At 42.6% G+C, this 25,278-nt stretch carries 30 protein-coding genes and 1 other annotated feature; all 30 genes read left to right on the top strand.

From position 1 onward, the window contains the following. Position 1: 1 nt before the first annotated feature. The 30 genes from PUN35_RS14255 to rpmC all read left to right on the top strand — a co-directional run bounded on the left by PUN35_RS14255 (position 2) and on the right by rpmC (position 25,272). Entirely contained in the window at positions 2-433 is a 432-nt protein-coding gene (locus tag PUN35_RS14255) for a mini-ribonuclease 3 (protein ID WP_004399685.1), read from the top strand. Continuing rightward, positions 417-1,166 carry a 23S rRNA (guanosine(2251)-2'-O)-methyltransferase RlmB gene (gene rlmB / locus PUN35_RS14250; protein ID WP_014478620.1) on the top strand — a complete coding sequence of 250 codons (750 nt, stop codon included), beginning with the start codon at positions 417-419 and terminating at the stop codon, positions 1,164-1,166. Before PUN35_RS14255 ends, rlmB begins: the two co-directional genes overlap by 17 nt. Before the next feature lie 6 nt (positions 1,167-1,172). Next, positions 1,173-1,685: a ribosome-dependent mRNA decay endonuclease Rae1/YacP gene (gene rae1, locus PUN35_RS14245; protein WP_003235032.1), complete on the top strand. Its 513-nt coding sequence runs from the start codon at positions 1,173-1,175 to the stop codon at positions 1,683-1,685. Between the two features lie 62 nt (positions 1,686-1,747). Next, the gene (gene sigH / locus PUN35_RS14240) at positions 1,748-2,404 is read left to right on the top strand and encodes an RNA polymerase sporulation sigma factor SigH (RefSeq protein ID WP_003225758.1); all 657 of its coding nucleotides are present in this window, start codon (positions 1,748-1,750) and stop codon (positions 2,402-2,404) included. 92 nt (positions 2,405-2,496) lie between these two features. Beyond that, positions 2,497-2,646: a 50S ribosomal protein L33 gene (gene rpmG / locus PUN35_RS14235; RefSeq protein WP_003156421.1), complete on the top strand. Its 150-nt coding sequence runs from the start codon at positions 2,497-2,499 to the stop codon at positions 2,644-2,646. A 33-nt stretch (positions 2,647-2,679) separates the two neighbouring features. After that, positions 2,680-2,859, top strand: a complete 180-nt coding sequence (gene secE / locus PUN35_RS14230) for a preprotein translocase subunit SecE (RefSeq protein ID WP_014478621.1) — start codon at positions 2,680-2,682, stop codon at positions 2,857-2,859. A gap of 178 nt (positions 2,860-3,037) precedes the next feature. Then, a complete protein-coding gene (gene nusG, locus PUN35_RS14225) occupies positions 3,038-3,571 on the top strand; it encodes a transcription termination/antitermination protein NusG (protein ID WP_003225764.1) in 534 nt (177 codons plus the stop codon). Between the two features lie 167 nt (positions 3,572-3,738). Then, positions 3,739-4,164, top strand: coding sequence for a 50S ribosomal protein L11 (rplK, locus tag PUN35_RS14220; RefSeq protein ID WP_003156430.1), 426 nt, complete (start codon positions 3,739-3,741; stop codon positions 4,162-4,164). A gap of 94 nt (positions 4,165-4,258) precedes the next feature. Beyond that, a complete protein-coding gene (gene rplA / locus PUN35_RS14215; RefSeq protein WP_003235040.1) occupies positions 4,259-4,957 on the top strand; it encodes a 50S ribosomal protein L1 in 699 nt (232 codons plus the stop codon). A gap of 45 nt (positions 4,958-5,002) precedes the next feature. Further along, positions 5,003-5,143, top strand: a sequence feature (ribosomal protein L10 leader region). A 65-nt stretch (positions 5,144-5,208) separates the two neighbouring features. After that, complete coding sequence (rplJ, locus tag PUN35_RS14210; RefSeq protein ID WP_014478622.1) at positions 5,209-5,709, top strand: 50S ribosomal protein L10; 501 nt, start codon at positions 5,209-5,211, stop codon at positions 5,707-5,709. 45 nt (positions 5,710-5,754) lie between these two features. Beyond that, complete coding sequence (gene rplL / locus PUN35_RS14205; RefSeq protein WP_003156436.1) at positions 5,755-6,126, top strand: 50S ribosomal protein L7/L12; 372 nt, start codon at positions 5,755-5,757, stop codon at positions 6,124-6,126. A gap of 89 nt (positions 6,127-6,215) precedes the next feature. Next, a complete protein-coding gene (locus tag PUN35_RS14200; RefSeq protein ID WP_014478623.1) occupies positions 6,216-6,821 on the top strand; it encodes a class I SAM-dependent methyltransferase in 606 nt (201 codons plus the stop codon). 245 nt (positions 6,822-7,066) lie between these two features. Continuing rightward, on the top strand, positions 7,067-10,648 hold the full coding sequence (rpoB, locus tag PUN35_RS14195) for a DNA-directed RNA polymerase subunit beta (protein WP_009966326.1): 3,582 nt from the start codon (positions 7,067-7,069) through the stop codon (positions 10,646-10,648). A 61-nt stretch (positions 10,649-10,709) separates the two neighbouring features. Then, positions 10,710-14,309, top strand: coding sequence for a DNA-directed RNA polymerase subunit beta' (rpoC, locus tag PUN35_RS14190; protein WP_014478624.1), 3,600 nt, complete (start codon positions 10,710-10,712; stop codon positions 14,307-14,309). A gap of 178 nt (positions 14,310-14,487) precedes the next feature. Next, the gene (locus PUN35_RS14185; protein WP_003225778.1) at positions 14,488-14,736 is read left to right on the top strand and encodes a 50S ribosomal protein L7ae-like protein; all 249 of its coding nucleotides are present in this window, start codon (positions 14,488-14,490) and stop codon (positions 14,734-14,736) included. Positions 14,737-14,849: 113 nt separating this feature from the next. Then, complete coding sequence (gene rpsL, locus PUN35_RS14180; protein WP_003225781.1) at positions 14,850-15,266, top strand: 30S ribosomal protein S12; 417 nt, start codon at positions 14,850-14,852, stop codon at positions 15,264-15,266. 41 nt (positions 15,267-15,307) lie between these two features. Further along, the gene (gene rpsG / locus PUN35_RS14175) at positions 15,308-15,778 is read left to right on the top strand and encodes a 30S ribosomal protein S7 (RefSeq protein WP_003225784.1); all 471 of its coding nucleotides are present in this window, start codon (positions 15,308-15,310) and stop codon (positions 15,776-15,778) included. A gap of 53 nt (positions 15,779-15,831) precedes the next feature. Then, positions 15,832-17,910, top strand: a complete 2,079-nt coding sequence (fusA, locus tag PUN35_RS14170) for an elongation factor G (protein ID WP_017695826.1) — start codon at positions 15,832-15,834, stop codon at positions 17,908-17,910. Between the two features lie 119 nt (positions 17,911-18,029). Further along, positions 18,030-19,220, top strand: a complete 1,191-nt coding sequence (tuf, locus tag PUN35_RS14165) for an elongation factor Tu (RefSeq protein ID WP_003235058.1) — start codon at positions 18,030-18,032, stop codon at positions 19,218-19,220. A 98-nt stretch (positions 19,221-19,318) separates the two neighbouring features. Further along, complete coding sequence (locus PUN35_RS14160; protein WP_014478627.1) at positions 19,319-20,275, top strand: alpha/beta fold hydrolase; 957 nt, start codon at positions 19,319-19,321, stop codon at positions 20,273-20,275. 236 nt (positions 20,276-20,511) lie between these two features. Continuing rightward, positions 20,512-20,820, top strand: coding sequence for a 30S ribosomal protein S10 (gene rpsJ / locus PUN35_RS14155; protein WP_003156464.1), 309 nt, complete (start codon positions 20,512-20,514; stop codon positions 20,818-20,820). 39 nt (positions 20,821-20,859) lie between these two features. After that, complete coding sequence (gene rplC / locus PUN35_RS14150) at positions 20,860-21,489, top strand: 50S ribosomal protein L3 (protein WP_004399671.1); 630 nt, start codon at positions 20,860-20,862, stop codon at positions 21,487-21,489. 27 nt (positions 21,490-21,516) lie between these two features. Continuing rightward, positions 21,517-22,140 carry a 50S ribosomal protein L4 gene (gene rplD / locus PUN35_RS14145; protein WP_004399658.1) on the top strand — a complete coding sequence of 208 codons (624 nt, stop codon included), beginning with the start codon at positions 21,517-21,519 and terminating at the stop codon, positions 22,138-22,140. Beyond that, positions 22,140-22,427 (top strand): 50S ribosomal protein L23, encoded by a 288-nt coding sequence (gene rplW / locus PUN35_RS14140; RefSeq protein ID WP_003156467.1) that lies wholly within the window; start codon positions 22,140-22,142, stop codon positions 22,425-22,427. Before rplD ends, rplW begins: the two co-directional genes overlap by 1 nt. A 31-nt stretch (positions 22,428-22,458) precedes the next feature. Further along, positions 22,459-23,292, top strand: coding sequence for a 50S ribosomal protein L2 (gene rplB / locus PUN35_RS14135; protein WP_003225795.1), 834 nt, complete (start codon positions 22,459-22,461; stop codon positions 23,290-23,292). 57 nt (positions 23,293-23,349) lie between these two features. Next, on the top strand, positions 23,350-23,628 hold the full coding sequence (gene rpsS / locus PUN35_RS14130; protein ID WP_003156472.1) for a 30S ribosomal protein S19: 279 nt from the start codon (positions 23,350-23,352) through the stop codon (positions 23,626-23,628). 16 nt (positions 23,629-23,644) lie between these two features. Next, positions 23,645-23,986, top strand: coding sequence for a 50S ribosomal protein L22 (gene rplV, locus PUN35_RS14125; protein ID WP_003156475.1), 342 nt, complete (start codon positions 23,645-23,647; stop codon positions 23,984-23,986). Positions 23,987-23,989: 3 nt separating this feature from the next. Further along, positions 23,990-24,646, top strand: coding sequence for a 30S ribosomal protein S3 (gene rpsC / locus PUN35_RS14120; protein WP_014478628.1), 657 nt, complete (start codon positions 23,990-23,992; stop codon positions 24,644-24,646). Between the two features lies 1 nt (position 24,647). Then, the gene (gene rplP / locus PUN35_RS14115; RefSeq protein ID WP_003225801.1) at positions 24,648-25,082 is read left to right on the top strand and encodes a 50S ribosomal protein L16; all 435 of its coding nucleotides are present in this window, start codon (positions 24,648-24,650) and stop codon (positions 25,080-25,082) included. Beyond that, entirely contained in the window at positions 25,072-25,272 is a 201-nt protein-coding gene (rpmC, locus tag PUN35_RS14110; protein WP_003156482.1) for a 50S ribosomal protein L29, read from the top strand. Before rplP ends, rpmC begins: the two co-directional genes overlap by 11 nt. Positions 25,273-25,278: the final 6 nt, after the last annotated feature.

Raw genomic sequence — 25,278 nt, 5'->3', positions numbered from 1 at the left:
GATGCTTGAATTTGATACGATAAAAGATTCTAAGCAGCTTAACGGTCTTGCGCTTGCTTATATAGGTGATGCCATTTTTGAAGTGTATGTCAGGCATCACCTGCTTAAGCAGGGCTTTACCAAACCAAATGATCTTCATAAGAAATCAAGCCGGATTGTTTCAGCAAAGTCACAGGCTGAGATCCTATTTTTTCTGCAGAATCAATCATTTTTTACGGAAGAAGAGGAAGCGGTGCTGAAAAGAGGCAGAAATGCCAAGTCAGGGACAACACCTAAAAATACAGATGTTCAGACGTACCGCTACAGTACAGCATTTGAAGCGCTTCTGGGCTACCTTTTTCTAGAGAAAAAAGAGGAACGACTTAGTCAGCTCGTAGCCGAAGCTATACAATTCGGGACGTCAGGGAGGAAAACAAATGAGTCAGCAACATGATTACGTCATAGGGAAAAATGCAGTGATCGAGACGTTAAAATCTGATCGGAAGCTGTATAAGCTGTGGATGGCGGAAAACACCGTAAAGGGACAAGCACAGCAAGTGATTGAGCTTGCCAAAAAGCAGGGAATCACGATTCAATACGTCCCGAGAAAAAAACTCGATCAAATGGTGACAGGACAGCATCAGGGCGTAGTGGCACAGGTTGCAGCGTATGAATATGCAGAACTGGACGATTTATATAAAGCAGCCGAAGAAAAAAATGAACAGCCTTTCTTCCTCATTCTGGACGAGCTTGAAGACCCTCATAACCTTGGTTCCATTATGAGGACAGCAGATGCGGTCGGCGCTCATGGCATCGTCATTCCAAAACGGAGAGCTGTCGGGCTGACAACAACAGTGGCAAAAGCTTCAACAGGAGCAATTGAGCACATTCCTGTAGCAAGAGTCACCAATTTGGCACGGACGTTAGAAGAGATGAAAGAGCGGGGAATCTGGGTTGTCGGAACGGATGCGTCCGCGCGTGAGGATTACCGTAATATGGACGGCAATATGCCTTTGGCTCTAGTCATCGGAAGTGAAGGAAAAGGGATGGGCCGCCTTGTGAAGGAAAAGTGCGATTTTCTCATTAAACTCCCGATGGCCGGAAAGGTAACTTCACTAAATGCATCTGTCGCGGCTGGTCTTTTGATGTATGAAGTCTACCGGAAACGAAACCCTGTGGGAGAATAAAGACCCATGGATATCCTGTTAGTAGACGGGTACAACATGATTGGAGCCTGGCCGCAGCTGAAGGATTTAAAAGCGAACAGTTTTGAAGAGGCGAGAGACGTACTGATTCAGAAAATGGCGGAATATCAATCGTATACAGGAAACAGGGTTATTGTTGTTTTTGACGCGCATCTCGTAAAAGGGCTTGAGAAAAAACAGACCAACCATAGAGTTGAAGTAATTTTTACAAAAGAAAATGAGACGGCTGATGAGCGGATAGAAAAGCTCGCTCAGGCTTTGAATAATATTGCGACTCAAATTCACGTTGCGACCTCTGACTATACTGAGCAGTGGGCGATTTTCGGACAGGGGGCATTGCGGAAATCGGCCCGGGAGCTTTTGAGAGAGGTAGAAACGATTGAAAGGCGAATAGAGAGACGGGTAAGAAAAATCACTTCCGAAAAGCCGGCGGGTAAAATTGCTTTATCGGAAGAGGTTTTGAAAACGTTTGAAAAGTGGAGGCGGGGAGACTTAGATTAAGTTGACGCTTTTTTGCCCAATACTGTATAATATTTCTATCTACGTGCGCCGGGGGGATCGGAGTGAATCTACAGAACAACAAGGGAAAATTCAACAAAGAGCAGTTTTGCCAGTTGGAGGACGAGCAGGTCATTGAAAAGGTTCATGTTGGGGACAGTGATGCGTTAGATTACTTGATTACGAAGTACCGAAACTTTGTTCGGGCAAAAGCAAGATCCTATTTCTTAATAGGGGCGGACAGAGAGGATATTGTTCAGGAAGGCATGATAGGCCTCTATAAGTCTATTCGTGACTTCAAAGAGGACAAGCTTACCTCATTCAAAGCTTTCGCAGAATTATGTATTACCCGCCAAATTATTACCGCAATAAAGACAGCTACTCGCCAGAAACACATTCCTTTGAATTCCTACGTCTCATTAGATAAACCGATTTTTGATGAAGAATCAGACCGAACGCTGCTGGATGTCATTTCAGGAGCGAAAACCTTAAATCCTGAGGAAATGATCATTAATCAGGAAGAATTTGATGATATTGAAATGAAAATGGGAGAACTATTAAGTGATTTAGAGAGAAAAGTACTCGTCTTATATCTCGACGGGAGAAGTTACCAAGAGATTTCTGATGAACTGAACCGACATGTGAAATCGATCGACAATGCCCTTCAGCGTGTGAAACGCAAGCTGGAGAAGTACTTGGAAATTCGCGAAATCAGTTTGTAATAGGAATTTATGCTATATTGACAGTATTTTTCTGACTATGATATGTTACTAAAGATAAGAACTAATGTCTATTTAGAAAAAGGTGTAATGACATGAGAAAAAAGATTACGTTAGCATGCAAGACATGCGGAAACCGTAATTATACGACAATGAAGAGCTCTGCATCAGCGGCTGAGCGATTAGAAGTAAAGAAATACTGCAGTACTTGCAATTCACATACAGCTCATCTTGAAACAAAATAGTTTTTGCGCTTTTAAATTGTGGAGGTCTTTTACATGCGTATTATGAAATTCTTTAAAGATGTTGGGAAAGAAATGAAAAAGGTAAGCTGGCCTAAAGGAAAAGAGTTAACGCGTTATACCATTACGGTAATTTCAACAGTTATCTTTTTTGTTATCTTTTTTGCCCTCCTTGACACAGGAATTTCTCAATTAATTCGTTTTATAGTTGAATAATGATCAGCAATACGTGCTATAATAGATCATAATATTACTTGCCAAAACCCGTTCAGCGGGTTTTTTATTGTGGCTTAAAATGATAGTTATCATAGGCTTGCCGCCTATTTTTTGAAGCGTTATGGTAATTCACTAAAACCAAATGCGGGGAGGGAAGGACTGGACAGTCCTGAATAGAATGGAAAAGAATTGGTATGTTGTTCACACGTACTCTGGTTATGAGAATAAAGTAAAAGCCAACTTGGAAAAACGTGTTGAATCAATGGGGATGCAGGATAAAATTTTCCGTGTAGTCGTACCCGAAGAAGAAGAAACGGATATCAAAAACGGCAAGAAAAAAGTCGTGAAAAAGAAAGTGTTCCCTGGTTATGTGCTTGTTGAAATTGTAATGACAGACGACTCTTGGTATGTTGTCCGAAACACGCCGGGCGTTACTGGATTCGTAGGATCTGCCGGGTCAGGTTCAAAACCGACGCCGCTTCTTCCGGGCGAAGCAGAAACCATTCTGAAGAGAATGGGCATGGATGAACGCAAAACTGATATTGACTTTGAACTGAAAGAGACAGTGAAAGTAATAGACGGACCTTTTGCTAACTTTACAGGATCAATTGAAGAGATTGATTATGATAAAAGCAAGGTCAAAGTTTTCGTTAATATGTTCGGCCGTGAAACGCCGGTTGAGCTGGAATTTACCCAAATCGATAAATTGTAATGTGAAAAAACTTGAAATTGCTATATATAAATGATAATATAGCAAAGGTACGTCTTGGACTTATCCAAGGCAACTAGCATGATATTTCGTCATTCATATAAAGAATGAAACCTTGAGTGGGAGGGTTTACCCTATTACCACATCACGGACTTAAGGAGGTGTGTCTCGTGGCTAAAAAAGTAGTTAAAGTTGTAAAATTGCAAATTCCTGCTGGAAAAGCTAACCCAGCACCACCAGTTGGACCTGCACTTGGTCAAGCCGGTGTTAACATCATGGGATTCTGTAAGGAGTTTAACGCTCGTACAGCTGACCAAGCTGGTTTAATCATTCCTGTTGAAATTTCGGTTTACGAAGACCGTTCATTTACATTTATTACAAAAACTCCACCTGCTGCAGTATTGCTTAAAAAAGCAGCTGGAATTGAGTCTGGTTCTGGTGAACCAAACCGTAATAAAGTGGCAACCGTTAAGCGCGATAAAGTACGCGAAATCGCTGAAACGAAAATGCCTGACTTAAACGCAGCAGACGTTGAAGCGGCAATGCGCATGGTTGAAGGTACTGCCCGCAGTATGGGTATTGTAATCGAGGATTAATTTGTTTCTTGTCGGGTTGCGAGTTTTAACAAGTTCGCAACCCTTATTCGTGGGAGGTTATTCCGCTATAACCACATAAGGAGGAAATTTTAAAATGGCTAAAAAAGGTAAAAAGTACGTTGAAGCTGCTAAGCTTGTAGACCGTTCTAAAGCTTACGACGTCTCTGAAGCAGTAGCTCTCGTTAAAAAAACAAACACAGCTAAATTCGACGCTACAGTTGAAGTGGCTTTCCGTTTAGGGGTTGACCCTCGTAAAAACGACCAGCAAATCCGTGGAGCAGTTGTGCTTCCAAACGGAACTGGTAAAACTCAGCGCGTTCTCGTTTTCGCAAAAGGCGAAAAAGCGAAAGAAGCTGAAGCTGCTGGTGCAGATTTCGTAGGCGACACTGACTACATCAACAAAATTCAACAAGGCTGGTTCGATTTCGATGTTATCGTAGCTACACCTGACATGATGGGTGAAGTTGGTAAAATCGGTCGTGTACTTGGACCAAAAGGTTTAATGCCAAACCCTAAAACTGGTACAGTTACTTTCGAAGTTGAAAAAGCGATCGGCGAAATCAAAGCTGGTAAAGTTGAATACCGCGTTGATAAAGCTGGAAACATTCATGTTCCTATCGGTAAAGTTTCTTTCGAGGATGAAAAACTTGTTGAGAACTTCACAACAATGTACGATACAATCCTTAAAGCTAAACCTGCTGCAGCTAAAGGCGTTTACGTGAAAAACGTTGCTGTAACTTCTACTATGGGACCTGGTGTCAAAGTAGACTCTTCAACTTTTAACGTAAAATAATATTGACACGACATCAACATTCTGATATTATTCAAAATGTTGTAAAATAGAATATCATTTATACCGTAGACAGTAGGGGCCTAACCGCTTAATTATCCTACCGAGGTGTATATTATCACAGCTATTACGTTACGTATGCTTGTATATACAGCCTCCATGTCTCATGGAGGCTTTTTATATGGAATCCGTCGTCTCAGTCGTGATCACCTAACGGTATAAGTGTTACACAAGAATCTACAGGAGGTGTAACCATGAGCAGCGCAATTGAAACAAAAAAAGTTGTTGTTGAAGAAATTGCTTCTAAACTGAAAGAAAGTAAATCAACGATCATCGTTGACTATCGCGGACTTAACGTTTCTGAAGTAACTGAACTTCGTAAACAGCTTCGCGAAGCTAACGTTGAGTTCAAAGTTTACAAAAATACGATGACTCGCCGTGCGGTTGAACAAGCTGAGCTTAATGGTTTGAATGATTTCTTAACTGGACCGAACGCGATCGCATTCAGCACTGAAGATGTTGTCGCTCCGGCTAAAGTTCTTAATGACTTCGCTAAAAATCACGAAGCTCTTGAAATCAAAGCTGGCGTTATCGAAGGTAAAGTTTCTACTGTTGAAGAAGTGAAAGCTCTTGCTGAACTTCCATCACGCGAAGGCTTGCTTTCTATGTTGCTTAGCGTACTTCAAGCTCCAGTTCGCAACCTTGCTTTTGCTGCAAAAGCTGTGGCAGAACAAAAGGAAGAACAAGGCGCTTAATCTAATTAGTTTTTCATAAATTAAAACAAAATGGAGGAATTACAAATGGCTTTAAATATCGAAGAAATCATTGCTTCCGTTAAAGAAGCAACTGTACTTGAATTGAACGACCTAGTAAAAGCAATCGAAGAAGAATTTGGCGTAACTGCTGCTGCTCCTGTAGCTGTAGCTGGCGGAGCTGCTGCAGGCGGAGCTGCTGAAGAGCAAAGCGAATTCGATCTTATCCTTGCTGGTGCAGGATCTCAAAAAATCAAAGTTATCAAAGTTGTACGTGAAATCACTGGTCTTGGCTTGAAAGAAGCTAAAGAACTTGTTGACAACACTCCAAAACCACTTAAAGAAGGTATTGCTAAAGAAGAAGCTGAAGAGCTTAAAGCTAAACTTGAAGAAGTTGGCGCTTCTGTAGAAGTTAAGTAATCTTCACTTACCTGTAGGGGAAGCTCGCTTTTATGAGGCGAGCTTTTTCTTTGCCATTCTTTAAGCCATGAAAAAAGGAGGTTCTAATAATGAGTGAGCACTATTATTCAGAAAAACCTTCAGTGAAAAGCAACAAGCAAACCTGGTCTTTTAGGCTTCGGAATAAAGATTTCACGTTTACCAGCGACAGCGGGGTTTTTTCTAAAAAAGAAGTTGATTTCGGCTCCCGCCTGCTGATTGATTCTTTTGAAGAGCCTGAGGTTGAGGGCAGCTTTTTGGATGTAGGCTGCGGGTACGGCCCGATTGGTTTATCGCTGGCCAGCGACTTTAAAGACCGGACTATCCACATGATTGACGTTAATGAGAGAGCCGTAGAACTATCAAATGAAAATGCGGAACAAAACGGAATAACAAATGTTAAGATTTATCAAAGCGATTTGTTTTCAAACATTGATTCTGCTCAAACATTTGCTTCTATTCTTACAAATCCCCCAATCCGAGCCGGAAAAAAAGTTGTCCATGCTATCTTTGAGAAAAGCGCTGAACACTTAAAAGCTTCAGGTGAATTGTGGATCGTCATACAGAAAAAGCAGGGCGCGCCTTCTGCCATTGAAAAGCTCGAGGAACTGTTCGATGAGGTTTCTGTCGTTCAAAAAAAGAAAGGCTATTATATCATAAAAGCAAAAAAAGTTTGACTCGGTATTTTAACTATGTTAATATTGTAAAATGCCAATGTATATATTTTGCTTGATATGATGAATTGTCAATATCTATGTATAAATTATACAAGTATGGAAATGCTAATAAAATCGGTATTTGTTTTTGGATGTGGTTTTCTTAATTAGAAACCCTTTTTTCTTTTGTCTTGTAAAAGTATTTTCTTTCTTTGGAAGAAATGCTTATTACACATATAATACGCATGATTTGAGGGGTGAATCAGTTGACAGGTCAACTAGTTCAGTATGGACGACACCGCCAGCGCAGAAGCTATGCTCGCATTAGCGAAGTGTTAGAATTACCAAATCTCATTGAAATTCAAACCTCTTCTTATCAGTGGTTTCTTGATGAGGGTCTTAGAGAGATGTTTCAAGACATATCACCAATTGAGGATTTCACTGGTAACCTCTCTCTTGAGTTCATTGATTATAGTTTAGGTGAGCCTAAATATCCTGTAGAGGAATCAAAAGAACGTGATGTGACTTACTCAGCTCCGCTAAGAGTGAAGGTTCGTTTAATTAACAAAGAAACTGGAGAGGTAAAAGACCAAGATGTCTTCATGGGTGATTTCCCTATTATGACAGATACAGGTACTTTTATCATTAACGGTGCGGAACGCGTTATCGTTTCCCAGCTTGTTCGGTCTCCAAGTGTATATTTCAGTGGTAAAGTAGACAAAAACGGTAAAAAAGGTTTTACCGCAACTGTCATTCCAAACCGTGGCGCATGGTTAGAATACGAAACTGATGCGAAAGATGTTGTTTATGTCCGCATTGATCGCACACGTAAGTTGCCGGTTACGGTTCTTTTGCGTGCTCTCGGCTTCGGCTCCGATCAAGAGATTCTTGATCTCATAGGAGAAAACGAATACCTGCGAAATACGCTTGATAAAGATAACACAGAAAACAGCGACAAAGCGTTGCTGGAAATTTACGAGCGTCTCCGTCCTGGAGAGCCGCCTACAGTAGAAAATGCGAAAAGCTTGCTTGATTCTCGTTTCTTTGATCCGAAACGATACGATCTTGCCAATGTAGGACGCTATAAAATTAATAAAAAACTTCATATTAAGAATCGCCTCTTCAATCAGAGACTTGCTGAAACGCTTGTTGATCCTGAAACAGGAGAAATCCTTGCTGAAAAAGGCCAGATTCTTGATAGAAGAACACTTGATAAAGTACTGCCATACTTAGAAAACGGAATCGGTTTTAGAAAGCTGTATCCGAATGGCGGCGTTGTTGAAGATGAAGTGACTCTTCAATCAATTAAAATCTTTGCTCCGACTGATCAAGAAGGAGAACAGGTTATTAATGTAATCGGCAATGCTTACATCGAAGAAGAGATTAAAAACATCACGCCTGCTGATATTATTTCTTCAATCAGCTACTTCTTCAACTTGCTGCACGGAGTAGGCGACACAGATGATATCGATCATCTTGGAAACCGCCGTTTACGTTCTGTAGGCGAGCTTCTCCAGAACCAATTCCGTATCGGTTTAAGCCGTATGGAGCGTGTGGTTCGTGAGAGAATGTCAATTCAAGATACGAATACAATTACGCCTCAGCAGCTGATCAATATTCGTCCTGTTATTGCGTCCATTAAAGAGTTCTTTGGAAGCTCACAGCTTTCTCAATTCATGGATCAGACAAACCCGCTTGCTGAATTAACGCACAAGCGTCGTCTGTCAGCATTAGGACCGGGCGGATTGACACGTGAGCGTGCCGGAATGGAAGTGCGTGACGTTCACTACTCCCACTATGGCCGTATGTGTCCGATTGAAACGCCTGAGGGCCCGAACATCGGTTTGATCAACTCACTATCATCTTATGCAAAAGTAAACCGTTTTGGCTTTATTGAAACGCCATATCGCCGCGTTGACCCTGAAACAGGGAAGGTAACGGGCAGAATCGATTACTTAACTGCTGATGAAGAGGATAACTATGTTGTCGCTCAAGCGAATGCTCGTCTTGATGACGAAGGCGCCTTTATTGATGACAGCATCGTAGCTCGTTTCCGCGGGGAGAACACTGTTGTTTCCAGAAACCGTGTAGACTACATGGATGTATCGCCTAAGCAGGTTGTATCTGCTGCGACAGCATGTATCCCGTTCTTAGAAAACGATGACTCCAACCGTGCCCTCATGGGAGCGAACATGCAGCGTCAGGCTGTGCCTTTGATGCAGCCGGAAGCTCCATTTGTTGGAACTGGTATGGAATACGTATCAGGAAAAGACTCTGGTGCCGCTGTTATTTGTAAACACCCTGGTATCGTTGAACGCGTAGAAGCGAAAAACGTTTGGGTTCGCCGTTATGAAGAAGTAGACGGTCAAAAAGTAAAAGGAAACCTGGATAAATACAGCCTGCTGAAATTTGTCCGCTCTAACCAAGGTACGTGCTACAACCAGCGTCCGATCGTAAGTGTCGGCGATGAAGTGGTAAAAGGAGAAATCCTTGCTGACGGTCCTTCTATGGAGCTTGGTGAACTTGCACTTGGCCGTAACGTAATGGTCGGCTTCATGACATGGGATGGCTACAACTATGAGGATGCCATCATCATGAGTGAACGCCTAGTGAAGGATGATGTTTATACATCTATCCACATTGAAGAATACGAATCAGAAGCACGTGATACGAAACTTGGACCTGAAGAAATCACTCGCGATATTCCAAACGTCGGTGAAGATGCGCTTCGCAATCTTGATGACCGCGGAATCATCCGTATTGGGGCAGAAGTAAAAGACGGAGATCTTCTTGTTGGTAAAGTAACGCCTAAAGGCGTAACTGAACTGACTGCAGAAGAACGCCTTCTTCACGCCATTTTTGGCGAGAAAGCCCGCGAGGTTCGTGATACTTCTCTTCGTGTGCCTCACGGCGGCGGCGGAATTATCCATGACGTTAAAGTCTTCAACCGTGAAGACGGAGACGAACTTCCTCCAGGTGTTAACCAGTTAGTACGCGTATATATCGTTCAGAAACGTAAGATTTCTGAAGGGGATAAAATGGCCGGTCGTCACGGTAACAAAGGTGTTATCTCTAAGATTCTTCCTGAAGAGGATATGCCTTACCTTCCTGACGGCACACCGATTGATATCATGCTTAACCCGCTGGGCGTACCATCACGTATGAACATCGGGCAGGTATTGGAACTTCACATGGGTATGGCCGCTCGTTACCTTGGCATTCACATTGCATCTCCTGTATTTGACGGAGCGCGAGAAGAGGATGTCTGGGAAACACTTGAAGAAGCCGGCATGTCTCGTGACGCCAAAACAGTGCTTTACGACGGACGTACTGGAGAGCCGTTTGATAACCGTGTATCTGTAGGTATCATGTACATGATCAAACTAGCTCACATGGTTGACGATAAACTTCATGCACGCTCTACAGGCCCTTACTCACTTGTTACGCAGCAGCCTCTTGGCGGTAAAGCGCAATTTGGCGGACAGCGTTTTGGTGAGATGGAGGTTTGGGCACTTGAAGCTTACGGTGCGGCTTACACTCTTCAAGAAATTCTGACTGTTAAGTCTGATGACGTGGTTGGACGTGTGAAAACATACGAAGCCATCGTTAAAGGCGACAATGTTCCTGAACCAGGTGTTCCGGAATCATTCAAAGTATTAATCAAAGAACTTCAAAGCTTAGGTATGGATGTCAAAATCCTTTCTGGTGATGAAGAAGAAATAGAAATGAGAGATTTAGAAGACGAAGAAGATGCGAAACAAGCTGACGGCCTGGCATTATCAGGTGATGAAGAGCCGGAAGAAACAGCATCTGCAGACGTTGAACGCGATGTAGTAACAAAAGAATAATCTCTAGTTATAAAGGCAAGTGACATCGGTTAATCCGAAGATAAAAAGGGAGGTAGGCCCCTTGCTAGATGTGAACAATTTTGAGTATATGAACATCGGTCTTGCTTCACCAGATAAAATCCGTTCATGGTCTTTTGGTGAAGTGAAAAAGCCTGAAACGATAAACTATCGTACGTTAAAACCTGAAAAGGACGGTCTATTCTGCGAACGCATTTTCGGACCTACTAAGGACTGGGAATGTCATTGCGGGAAGTACAAGCGAGTTCGTTATAAAGGCGTAGTTTGTGACCGCTGCGGAGTCGAAGTAACACGGGCTAAAGTCCGTCGTGAGAGAATGGGGCACATTGAACTGGCTGCCCCAGTTTCCCACATTTGGTATTTCAAAGGTATTCCAAGCCGTATGGGTCTTGTGCTGGATATGTCACCTCGTGCTTTAGAAGAAGTCATTTACTTTGCTTCTTACGTTGTAACTGATCCGGCGAATACACCGCTTGAAAAGAAACAGCTTCTGTCTGAGAAAGAATATCGTGCTTATCTTGATAAATACGGTAATAAATTCCAAGCATCTATGGGTGCTGAAGCAATTCATAAACTTCTTCAAGATATCGATCTTGTCAAAGAAGTTGATATGTTAAAAGAAGAGCTAAAAACTTCACAAGGACAACGCCGTACTCGTGCGATCAAACGTCTTGAAGTTTTAGAAGCCTTCCGTAACTCAGGAAACAAGCCTTCTTGGATGATCCTTGATGTGCTTCCTGTTATTCCTCCGGAGCTTAGACCGATGGTTCAGCTAGATGGCGGACGTTTTGCGACTTCTGATTTGAATGACCTTTATCGTCGTGTCATCAACCGTAACAATCGTTTGAAACGCCTTTTGGACCTTGGTGCGCCTAGCATCATCGTTCAAAACGAAAAGCGTATGCTTCAAGAGGCTGTCGATGCCCTAATTGACAACGGCCGCCGCGGACGCCCTGTAACAGGTCCTGGTAACAGACCGTTAAAATCTCTTTCTCACATGCTGAAAGGGAAGCAAGGCCGTTTCCGTCAAAACCTTCTTGGTAAACGTGTCGATTACTCCGGACGTTCTGTAATCGTTGTTGGTCCTCATTTGAAAATGTATCAATGCGGATTACCGAAGGAAATGGCGCTTGAACTTTTCAAACCTTTCGTTATGAAAGAACTTGTTGAAAAAGGTCTTGCTCACAACATTAAGAGTGCGAAACGCAAAATTGAGCGCGTACAGCCTGAAGTTTGGGATGTACTAGAGTCAGTTATTAAGGAGCACCCGGTATTGCTGAACCGTGCCCCTACACTTCACAGATTAGGTATCCAGGCGTTTGAACCAACGCTTGTTGAAGGACGCGCAATCCGTCTTCACCCGCTCGTATGTACAGCTTACAACGCTGACTTTGACGGTGACCAAATGGCGGTTCACGTACCATTATCTGCTGAAGCACAAGCTGAAGCACGCATCTTGATGCTTGCTGCTCAAAACATCTTGAACCCTAAAGATGGTAAACCGGTTGTAACACCTTCTCAGGATATGGTACTGGGTAACTATTACCTGACACTTGAGCGTGCCGGTGCTGTCGGTGAAGGTATGGTCTTCAAGAATACAGACGAAGCGCTTCTTGCTTATCAAAACGGATATGTTCACCTTCATACGAGAGTAGCTGTTGCAGCTAACTCACTTAAGAATGTGACATTTACCGAAGAACAGCGCTCAAAATTGTTAATTACAACTGTCGGTAAGCTTGTCTTCAATGAAATTCTTCCGGAATCATTCCCTTACATGAATGAACCAACGAAGAGCAACATTGAAGAAAAAACACCTGACCGTTTCTTCTTAGAAAAAGGTGCTGACGTTAAAGCTGTTATCGCACAGCAGCCAATCAATGCGCCGTTTAAAAAAGGCATTCTGGGTAAAATCATCGCGGAAATCTTTAAACGATTCCATATTACGGAAACGTCTAAAATGCTTGACCGCATGAAAAACCTAGGCTTCAAATATTCAACTAAAGCTGGTATTACAGTTGGGGTTTCTGACATCGTCGTACTCGATGATAAACAAGAAATTCTTGAGGAAGCGCAAAGCAAAGTTGACAACGTTATGAAGCAGTTCCGCCGCGGTCTTATCACTGAAGAAGAACGCTATGAGAGAGTCATCTCTATCTGGAGTGCTGCAAAAGACGTTATCCAAGGCAAACTGATGAAATCACTTGATGAACTCAACCCGATCTACATGATGAGTGACTCTGGTGCCCGTGGTAACGCATCTAACTTTACGCAGCTTGCCGGAATGCGCGGCCTGATGGCCAACCCGGCTGGACGTATCATTGAGTTGCCGATCAAATCAAGTTTCCGTGAAGGTCTGACAGTATTGGAGTACTTTATCTCCACACACGGTGCGCGTAAAGGTCTTGCCGATACCGCTCTTAAAACTGCTGACTCAGGTTACCTTACACGCCGTCTCGTTGACGTTGCACAGGATGTTATCATCCGTGAAACTGATTGCGGAACTGACCGAGGCATTCTTGCTAAGCCTCTTAAAGAAGGAACTGAAACAATTGAGCGCTTAGAAGAACGCTTAATCGGACGTTTTGCAAGAAAACAAGTGAAGCACCCTGAAACAGGTGAAGTGCTTGTGAATGAAAACGAACTGATCGATGAAGATAAAGCACTGGAGATTGTCGAAGCCGGCATTGAAGAAGTGTGGATTCGTTCTGCCTTCACATGTAATACGCCTCATGGTGTATGTAAACGATGCTATGGCCGAAATCTTGCAACTGGCTCCGATGTTGAAGTCGGTGAAGCTGTCGGAATCATTGCTGCCCAATCAATCGGTGAGCCTGGTACACAGTTAACAATGCGTACATTCCATACAGGCGGGGTTGCCGGAGACGACATCACACAGGGTCTTCCGCGTATCCAAGAGCTTTTCGAAGCGCGTAATCCGAAAGGTCAGGCAACAATTACAGAAATCGACGGTACAGTCGTTGAGATCAATGAGGTTCGTGATAAGCAACAGGAAATTGTGGTTCAAGGCGCAGTGGAAACACGTTCTTATACGGCACCTTACAACTCCCGCCTGAAAGTAGCGGAAGGAGATAAAATTATTCGAGGCCAAGTACTGACAGAAGGTTCAATCGATCCGAAAGAACTTCTTAAAGTGACTGACCTGACGACTGTTCAAGAGTATCTTCTCCATGAGGTTCAAAAGGTTTACCGTATGCAGGGTGTTGAAATCGGTGATAAACACGTAGAAGTAATGGTTCGCCAGATGCTTCGCAAAGTACGCGTAATTGATGCCGGTGACACTGATGTGCTTCCAGGTACATTGCTTGATATTCACCAATTTACTGAAGCGAACAAAAAGGTATTACTTGAAGGCAATCGACCTGCCACAGGCCGTCCTGTCTTACTCGGTATTACAAAAGCATCTCTTGAAACTGATTCATTCTTATCTGCTGCTTCCTTCCAGGAAACAACACGTGTCCTTACAGATGCAGCGATCAAAGGTAAGCGTGACGAGCTTCTCGGCTTGAAAGAGAATGTTATCATCGGTAAGCTTGTTCCAGCTGGTACAGGAATGATGAAATACCGTAAAGTAAAACCAGTATCAAATGTTCAGCCGACTGACGATATGGTCCCGGTTGAATAACTGATTTAATGCTGCTGAAAGACTGCAAAAACAGTCTTTCAGCAGATATATTTATGAAAAAGTCACTCTATGAGAAGAACGAAACTAAAAAATGTCATACCTTGTTGACATTCGTCTCCTAGAATGATAATATAACCAAGGTGCTCGAAATAAACCTGTTACTTTGGAGGATATGTTTATGTCTTATGATAAAGTATCACAGGCCAAATCAATTATTATTGGTACGAAGCAAACAGTGAAAGCTCTAAAGCGAGGTTCAGTAAAGGAAGTAGTCGTTGCAAAAGACGCAGATCCGATACTCACGTCAAGTGTTGTTTCACTTGCTGAAGATCAAGGTATCTCTGTCTCAATGGTTGAATCCATGAAAAAGCTCGGCAAAGCCTGCGGAATTGAGGTAGGAGCAGCCGCTGTTGCCATTATTTTATAACGTACTTTTGTTTTTGCGTAAGATTCCATCTTGTGTAAAGACATTGTTTTTTGCCTTTTGATGAACCACCTGGGTATGTGGGTTATAAAACGTAATGAAGGGAGGAAAAATTCATGCCTACAATTAATCAGCTAATTCGCAAAGGACGCGTGAGTAAAGTAGAAAACTCAAAGTCTCCTGCACTTAACAAAGGATACAACAGCTTTAAAAAAGAGCACACTAACGTATCTTCTCCACAAAAACGCGGGGTATGTACTCGTGTTGGTACAATGACACCGAAAAAACCGAACTCAGCACTTCGTAAATATGCTCGTGTTCGTTTGACTAACGGAATCGAGGTTACTGCTTACATTCCTGGTATCGGTCACAACCTGCAAGAGCACAGTGTTGTACTTATCCGCGGCGGACGTGTAAAAGACTTACCAGGGGTACGTTACCACATCGTTCGTGGTGCGCTTGATACTGCTGGAGTTGAAAACCGTGCACAAGGCCGTTCTAAATACGGTACGAAAAAACCTAAAGCAAAATAATATACGAAAATACGCATAATTGATGAAGGGAGGATATTCAGATGCCACGTAAAGGTCCTGTAGCAAAAAGAGATGTTTTACCTGATCCGATTTACAACTCTAAGCTTGTATCTCGTCTAATCAACAAAATGATGATCGATGGTAAAAAAGGTAAGTCTCAAACAATCCTATACAAGTCATTCGATATCATTAAAGAACGTACTGGCAATGATGCAATGGAGGTTTTCGAACAAGCATTGAAAAACATCATGCCTGTACTTGAAGTAAAAGCACGCCGTGTAGGTGGTGCGAACTACCAAGTTCCTGTAGAAGTTCGTCCTGAACGTCGTACGACTCTTGGACTTCGCTGGTTAGTTAACTACGCTCGTCTTCGCGGAGAAAAAACGATGGAAGAGCGTTTAGCTAACGAAATCCTTGACGCAGCTAACAACACTGGTGCTGCTGTTAAGAAACGTGAAGACACTCATAAGATGGCTGAAGCAAACAAAGCATTTGCTCACTATCGTTGGTAGGATTTATAGATTAACAAAACACAATTTCCTAATAAGGAAGGAGAAATTACCCAATGGCAAGAGAGTTCTCCTTAGAAAAAACTCGTAATATCGGTATCATGGCTCACATCGATGCCGGTAAAACGACAACTACAGAACGTATCTTGTTCTATACTGGTCGTATCCACAAAATTGGTGAAACTCATGAAGGAGCTTCACAAATGGACTGGATGGAGCAGGAACAAGAACGTGGTATCACAATCACTTCCGCTGCGACAACTGCACAGTGGAAAGGATACCGCGTAAACATCATCGATACTCCAGGACACGTAGACTTCACAGTTGAAGTTGAACGTTCTCTTCGTGTACTTGATGGTGCTGTTGCTGTACTTGACGCGCAATCAGGCGTTGAGCCTCAAACAGAAACTGTTTGGCGTCAGGCAACAACTTATGGAGTACCGCGTATCGTTTTTGTTAACAAAATGGACAAAATCGGTGCAGACTTCCTTTACTCTGTAGGAACTTTAAGAGACCGTCTTCAAGCAAACGCTCATGCAATTCAATTGCCGATCGGTGCTGAAGATAACTTCGAAGGTATTATTGACCTTGTAGAAAACGTTGCGTATTTCTACGAAGATGACCTCGGAACTCGTTCTGATGCAAAAGAAATCCCTGAAGAGTACAAAGAGCAAGCTGAAGAGCTTCGCAACAGCCTTATTGAAGCTGTATGTGAGCTTGATGAAGAGCTTATGGATAAGTACCTTGAGGGTGAAGAAATCACAATTGACGAGTTAAAAGCAGGAATTCGTAAAGGTACATTAAATGTTGAATTCTACCCTGTTCTTGTTGGTTCTGCCTTCAAAAACAAAGGTGTTCAACTAGTACTTGATGCTGTTCTTGACTACCTTCCTGCACCAACTGACGTTGCTGCAATCAAAGGTACACGTCCTGATACAAATGAAGAGATTGAGCGTCATTCTTCTGACGAAGAGCCATTCTCTGCATTAGCATTTAAAGTTATGACTGACCCTTACGTTGGTAAGTTGACGTTCTTCCGTGTGTACTCTGGAACACTTGATTCTGGTTCATACGTGAAAAACTCTACTAAAGGCAAACGTGAGCGTGTTGGACGTATTCTTCAAATGCACGCTAACAGCCGTGAAGAAATCTCTACTGTATACGCAGGGGATATCGCAGCTGCTGTAGGTCTAAAAGATACAACTACTGGAGATACTCTATGTGATGAGAAGGATCTTGTTATCCTTGAGTCAATGGAATTCCCAGAACCAGTTATCGACGTTGCTATTGAGCCTAAATCAAAAGCTGACCAAGATAAAATGGGTATCGCTTTAGCGAAACTTGCTGAAGAAGATCCTACATTCCGTACTCAAACAAACCCAGAAACTGGCCAAACGATCATCTCTGGTATGGGTGAACTTCACCTTGATATCATTGTTGACCGTATGAAACGCGAATTTAAAGTAGAAGCCAACGTTGGTGCTCCTCAAGTTGCGTACCGTGAAACATTCCGTACCGGTGCAAAAGTTGAAGGTAAATTCGTACGTCAGTCTGGTGGACGCGGTCAGTTCGGACACGTTTGGATCGAATTCGAACCAAACGAAGAAGGCGCTGGCTTTGAATTTGAAAATGCGATTGTCGGTGGGGTCGTTCCTCGTGAATATATCCCAGCTGTTCAAGCAGGTCTGGAAGAGGCACTTGAAAATGGTGTACTAGCAGGCTTCCCGCTTATTGACATTAAAGCTAAACTTTTCGACGGTTCTTACCATGATGTTGACTCAAACGAAATGGCATTTAAAGTTGCTGCTTCTATGGCATTGAAAAATGCAGTCAGCAAATGTAACCCAGTTCTTCTTGAACCAATCATGAAAGTGGAAGTGGTTATTCCAGAAGAATACATGGGAGATATCATGGGTGATATCACTTCACGTCGCGGACGCGTAGAAGGTATGGAAGCACGCGGTAACGCTCAAGTTGTTCGCGCTATGGTTCCTCTTGCTGAAATGTTCGGTTACGCTACTGCACTTCGTTCTAATACCCAAGGTCGCGGTACGTTCACTATGCACATGGATCACTACGAAGAAGTGCCGAAGAGCGTCGCAGAAGAAATTATCAAAAAAAATAAAGGCGAATAATTGATTTTGCCTCTTAACTCAAGTATAACTACTATTGTAAGATGAGGAAGTGAAAGCTTTCTTTCACTTCCTATCACTCTATACATTACTAATTAAAAGCTCTTAAGGAGGATTTTAGAATGGCTAAAGAAAAATTCGACCGTTCCAAATCACATGCCAATATTGGTACAATTGGACACGTTGACCATGGTAAAACAACTTTAACTGCTGCTATCACAACAGTACTTCATAAGAAATCTGGTAAAGGTACAGCTATGGCGTACGATCAAATTGATGGTGCTCCAGAAGAACGCGAGCGTGGTATCACAATCTCTACTGCACACGTTGAGTACGAAACTGAAACTCGTCACTATGCACACGTTGACTGCCCAGGACACGCTGACTATGTTAAAAACATGATCACTGGTGCTGCGCAAATGGACGGAGCTATCCTTGTAGTATCTGCTGCTGATGGCCCAATGCCACAAACTCGTGAGCACATCCTTCTTTCTAAAAACGTTGGTGTACCATACATCGTTGTATTCTTAAACAAATGCGACATGGTAGACGACGAAGAGCTTCTTGAACTAGTTGAAATGGAAGTTCGCGATCTTCTTAGCGAATACGACTTCCCTGGTGATGATGTACCAGTTGTTAAAGGTTCTGCTCTTAAAGCTCTTGAAGGAGACGCTGAGTGGGAAGCTAAAATCTTCGAACTTATGGATGCGGTTGATGAGTACATCCCAACTCCAGAACGCGACACTGAAAAACCATTCATGATGCCAGTTGAGGACGTATTCTCAATCACTGGTCGTGGTACAGTTGCTACTGGCCGTGTAGAACGCGGACAAGTTAAAGTCGGTGACGAAGTTGAAATCATCGGTCTTCAAGAAGAGAACAAGAAAACAACTGTTACAGGTGTTGAAATGTTCCGTAAGCTTCTTGATTACGCTGAAGCTGGTGACAACATTGGTGCCCTTCTTCGCGGTGTATCTCGTGAAGAAATCCAACGTGGTCAAGTACTTGCTAAACCAGGTACAATCACTCCACACAGCAAATTCAAAGCTGAAGTTTACGTTCTTTCTAAAGAAGAGGGTGGACGTCATACTCCATTCTTCTCTAACTACCGTCCTCAGTTCTACTTCCGTACAACTGACGTAACTGGTATCATCCATCTTCCAGAAGGCGTAGAAATGGTTATGCCTGGAGATAACACTGAAATGAACGTTGAACTTATTTCTACAATCGCTATCGAAGAAGGAACTCGTTTCTCTATTCGTGAAGGCGGACGTACTGTTGGTTCAGGCGTTGTTTCTACAATCACTGAGTAATAGTATGATTTTAAACGAGACCCCTGTGGGTCTCGTTTTTTGTTTGCTTATCTTTTTCTTGTATAATAGGATCTATCATATTCGAGGGGTTAATATTTATGATTCCTGAAAAGAAATCAATCGCAATCATGAAAGAACTAAGCATTGGAAATACAAAGCAAATGCTGATGATTAATGGAGTTGACGTGAAAAATCCATTGCTCCTTTTTTTACATGGCGGGCCGGGAACGCCGCAAATCGGATATGTTAGACATTATCAAAAAGAGCTGGAACAGTATTTTACAGTAGTTCATTGGGATCAGAGAGGATCGGGGCTTTCTTATTCTAAGCGAATTTCACATCACTCTATGACAATAGATCACTTCATTAAAGATACAATCCAAGTCACTCAATGGCTTTTAGCTCATTTTTCAAAATCAAAACTTTACCTAGCCGGTCATTCTTGGGGGTCAATACTGGCGCTTCATGTGCTGCAGCAGTGTCCTGATTTATTTTACGCGTATTATGGAATCAGCCAGGTTGTTAACCCTCACGATGAAGAATCAACTGCTTTCCAAAATATTCGTGAAATTTCTAAATCAAAAAAAGCCAGCTTATTATCTTTCCTCACACGTTTCATTGGTGCTCCGCCTTGGAAGCAGGATATCCAGCACCTTATCTATCGGTTTTGTGTCGAGCTAAGCAGGGGAGGCTTCACTCGCCGTCATCGTCAATCTCTAGCTGTATTATTTCAAATGCTTACTGGCAATGAGTATGGAGTGCGGAACATGCACAGCTTCCTCAATGGATTGCGCTTCAGTAAAAAACATTTAACTGGTGAGTTGTACCGGTTTAATGCTTTTACATCAGTTCCTTCTATTAAAGTACCGTGTGTTTTCATTTCAGGGAAACATGACTTAATTGTTCCTGCTGAAATATCGAAACAGTATTATCAAGTGCTTGAGGCACCCGAAAAGCGCTGGTTTCAATTTGAGAACTCAGCTCACACCCCGCATATTGAGGAGCCGGCATTATTCGCGAACACATTAAGTCGACATGCACGACACCATTTATGATAGATCCTTGATAAATAAGAAAAACCCCTGTATAATAAAAAAAGTGTGCAAATCATGCATATTTTAAATAAGTCTTGCAACATGCGCCTATTTTCTGTATAATGGTGTATGTTGGTCTTTGACTGCGATGAAGTGAGAGGTTGCTGACACACCCGGCCGCTTTGCCATGGCAAGGTGTTCAGGTTTTTCTCACGGAGAACTGTCTAACGTGATGTAGGCGAAAAGGAGGGAAAATAATGGCAAAACAAAAAATTCGTATTCGTTTGAAAGCATATGATCATAGAATCCTTGATCAATCTGCAGAGAAGATTGTTGAAACGGCAAAACGTTCTGGTGCCAGCGTATCTGGTCCGATTCCGTTGCCAACTGAAAAATCAGTTTACACAATCCTTCGTGCGGTGCACAAATACAAAGATTCTCGTGAGCAATTTGAAATGCGTACACATAAACGTTTAATCGACATTGTGAACCCAACACCACAAACTGTTGATGCTCTTATGCGATTAGACTTACCATCTGGTGTCGATATCGAAATTAAACTTTAATTCTAAAATATAGAATGATCTTAATAGGAGGTGTGACGAATGACCAAAGGAATCTTAGGAAGAAAAATTGGTATGACGCAAGTATTCGCTGAGAATGGTGATCTTATTCCGGTAACTGTTATCGAGGCTGCTCCAAACGTTGTTCTTCAAAAGAAAACAGCTGAAAACGACGGTTACGAAGCAATCCAGCTTGGTTTTGACGACAAGCGTGAAAAGCTTTCTAACAAACCTGAAAAAGGGCACGTTGCAAAAGCGGAAACTGCTCCTAAGCGCTTCGTTAAAGAATTACGCGGAGTGGAAATGGATGCGTATGAAGTTGGTCAGGAAGTCAAGGTTGAAATTTTCTCTGCTGGAGAAATCGTAGATGTAACAGGAGTATCTAAAGGTAAAGGTTTCCAAGGTGCGATCAAGCGCCACGGACAATCTCGCGGACCTATGTCTCACGGTTCACGCTACCACCGTCGTCCTGGTTCAATGGGACCTGTAGATCCTAACCGTGTATTCAAAGGTAAATTATTACCTGGACGTATGGGCGGAGAGCAAATCACTGTTCAAAATCTTGAAATCGTTAAAGTTGATGCAGAACGCAATCTTCTTTTGATCAAAGGTAACGTACCTGGTGCGAAGAAATCTTTAATCACTGTTAAAAGTGCTGTTAAATCTAAATAATTCTCTTAGGAAAGGAGGAAATTGATTATGCCAAAAGTAGCATTATACAACCAAAACGGTTCTACTGCTGGTGACATCGAATTAAACGCTTCTGTATTTGGTATCGAACCAAATGAGAGTGTTGTATTCGACGCTATTCTTATGCAAAGAGCTTCCTTACGTCAAGGAACTCACAAAGTAAAAAATCGTTCTGAAGTACGCGGCGGAGGTCGTAAACCATGGCGTCAAAAAGGTACTGGACGTGCCCGTCAAGGTTCAATCCGTTCACCGCAATGGCGCGGAGGTGGTGTCGTATTCGGCCCAACACCACGCAGCTATTCTTATAAATTACCTAAAAAAGTTCGCCGCTTGGCAATCAAATCAGTATTGTCTTCTAAAGTGATCGACAACAATATCATCGTTCTTGAAGATCTTACTCTTGATACGGCTAAAACAAAAGAAATGGCAGCTATCCTTAAAGGGTTATCTGTTGAGAAAAAAGCTTTAATCGTAACTGCGGATGCAAACGAAGCAGTAGCATTATCTGCTCGTAACATTCCTGGAGTTACTGTTGTTGAAGCTAATGGAATCAACGTTTTAGACGTTGTCAACCACGAGAAGCTTCTGATTACAAAAGCAGCGGTTGAAAAAGTAGAGGAGGTGCTTGCATAATGAAAGATCCTCGTGATGTTCTAAAGCGCCCCGTCATTACTGAACGTTCTGCTGATTTAATGACTGAAAAGAAATATACTTTTGAAGTTGATGTAAGAGCTAACAAAACAGAAGTGAAAGACGCGGTTGAAAGCATCTTTGGAGTGAAAGTTGACAAAGTCAACATCATGAACTACAAAGGTAAATCAAAACGTGTTGGACGCTACACTGGTATGACTAGCCGTCGCAGAAAAGCGATCGTAAAACTTACTGCAGACAGCAAAGAAATCGAAATTTTTGAAGCTTAATTATCTGTAAAAAGAAGGAGGGAAATTCAAAATGGCGATTAAAAAGTATAAACCGACCTCTAATGGACGTCGTGGCATGACAACTTCAGATTTTGCTGAAATCACGACTGACAAGCCGGAAAAATCCTTGCTTGCTCCCCTTCACAAAAAAGGCGGACGTAACAACCAAGGTAAATTGACTGTACGTCACCAAGGTGGCGGACATAAACGCCAATACCGTGTTATCGACTTCAAACGCGATAAAGATGGTATACCTGGACGCGTTGCTACAGTTGAATACGATCCAAACCGTTCAGCTAACATCGCTCTAATCAACTATGCAGACGGAGAAAAACGTTACATTCTTGCTCCTAAAGGAATTCAAGTAGGTACTGAAATCATGTCAGGTCCTGAAGCTGACATTAAAGTAGGTAATGCACTTCCACTTATCAACATCCCTGTTGGTACAGTTGTGCATAACATTGAATTAAAACCTGGTAAAGGCGGACAGCTTGTACGTTCAGCTGGTACATCTGCTCAGGTTCTTGGTAAAGAAGGTAAATACGTTCTTGTACGTCTTAACTCTGGTGAAGTTCGCATGATCCTTTCTGCTTGCCGTGCTTCTATCGGTCAAGTAGGTAACGAACAGCACGAACTTATCAACATTGGTAAAGCTGGACGTTCTCGCTGGAAAGGCATCCGTCCTACAGTTCGTGGTTCTGTAATGAACCCTAACGATCACCCACACGGTGGTGGTGAAGGACGTGCGCCAATCGGACGTAAATCACCAATGTCTCCATGGGGCAAACCAACTCTTGGATTCAAGACTCGTAAGAAAAAGAACAAATCCGATAAATTTATCGTACGTCGTCGTAAAAATAAATAACGGGGTTGTCTACGGTTCTTTTCGGACCGTAGTGCAATCACGAAGGGAGGTTCCAAAATGGCTCGCAGCTTAAAAAAAGGACCATTTGTCGATGGACACTTGATGACTAAAATCGAGAAATTAAATGAAACAGACAAGAAACAAGTCGTAAAAACTTGGTCTCGTCGTTCAACTATTTTCCCACAGTTTATTGGTCACACAATCGCAGTCTATGACGGACGTAAACACGTGCCTGTATTCATCTCTGAAGATATGGTAGGGCACAAGTTGGGTGAATTCGCTCCAACTCGTACGTACAAAGGTCATGCTAGTGATGACAAAAAAACAAGACGCTAAGAGAGGAGGCTTTTAAATGCAAGCTAAAGCTGTTGCAAGAACAGTCCGTATTGCTCCTCGTAAAGCACGTCTAGTAATGGACCTGATTCGAGGCAAGCAAGTAGGTGAGGCAGTATCAATCTTGAACCTTACACCAAGAGCTGCTTCTCCAATTATCGAGAAAGTATTAAAATCCGCTATTGCAAATGCTGAGCATAACTATGAAATGGACGCTAACAACCTGGTTATTTCTCAAGCATTCGTTGACGAAGGCCCTACGTTAAAAAGATTCCGCCCACGTGCTATGGGACGTGCGAGCCAAATCAACAAACGTACGAGCCACATTACAATCGTTGTATCAGAAAAGAAGGAGGGATAAGTAGTGGGTCAAAAGGTAAATCCAGTCGGTCTTCGTATCGGAGTCATTCGTGATTGGGAATCTAAGTGGTACGCTGGTAAAGATTACGCTGACTTCCTGCACGAAGATTTAAAAATTCGTGAATACATTAGCAAACGCCTTTCTGACGCTTCTGTTTCTAAAGTAGAAATCGAGCGTGCAGCAAACCGCGTTAACATTACGATCCACACAGCTAAGCCTGGTATGGTTATCGGTAAAGGCGGTTCTGAAGTCGAAGCACTTCGCAAAGCCCTTAACAGCCTTACTGGCAAGCGTGTACACATTAACATTCTTGAAATCAAAAGAGCAGATCTTGATGCACAGCTAGTTGCTGACAACATCGCTCGTCAATTAGAAAACCGTGTTTCTTTCCGCCGTGCGCAGAAACAACAAATCCAACGTACTATGCGTGCTGGAGCACAAGGTGTGAAAACAATGGTTTCTGGTCGTCTTGGCGGTGCAGATATCGCTCGTTCTGAATACTACAGTGAAGGAACTGTTCCATTGCACACATTACGTGCGGACATTGACTATGCAACATCTGAAGCTGATACTACTTACGGTAAGCTTGGTGTAAAAGTCTGGATCTATCGTGGAGAGGTTCTTCCTACTAAGAAGAAAAAAGAGGAAGGAGGAAAATAATATGTTATTACCAAAACGCGTTAAATATCGCAGAGAGCATCGCGGAAAAATGCGTGGCCGTGCGAAAGGCGGTACTGAAGTACATTTTGGAGAATTCGGTATCCAAGCTCTTGAAGCTTCTTGGATTACTAACCGTCAAATCGAAGCTGCACGTATTGCGATGACTCGTTACATGAAACGTGGCGGTAAAGTTTGGATCAAAATTTTCCCTTCTAAACCTTACACTGCTAAACCACTTGAGGTACGTATGGGATCCGGTAAAGGGGCTCCAGAAGGTTGGGTAGCTGTTGTAAAACCGGGCAAAGTTTTATTTGAAATTTCTGGTGTGTCTGAAGAGGTTGCTCGTGAAGCGCTTCGCCTTGCATCTCACAAATTGCCAATTAAAACGAAGTTCGTAAAACGTGAAGAAATTGGTGGTGAATCAAATGAAAGCTAATGAAATTCGTGACCTTACCACTGCTGAAATTGAACAAAAAGTAAAGTCTCTTAAAGAAGAACTTTTCAATCTTCGCTTTCAATTAGCGACAGGACAACTTGAAAATACTGCTCGCATTCGTGAAGTGCGCAAAGCTATCGCGCGCATGAAAACTGTGATTCGTGAAAGAGAAATTGCTGCTAATAAATAATCACTG

Source organism: Bacillus sp. N3378-2at, from assembly GCF_033412715.1.
Lineage (GTDB): Bacteria > Bacillota > Bacilli > Bacillales > Bacillaceae > Bacillus > Bacillus subtilis.
The sequence above is the reverse complement of the archived record's forward strand: the minus strand, read 5'-3'. Positions and strand labels throughout refer to the sequence as shown.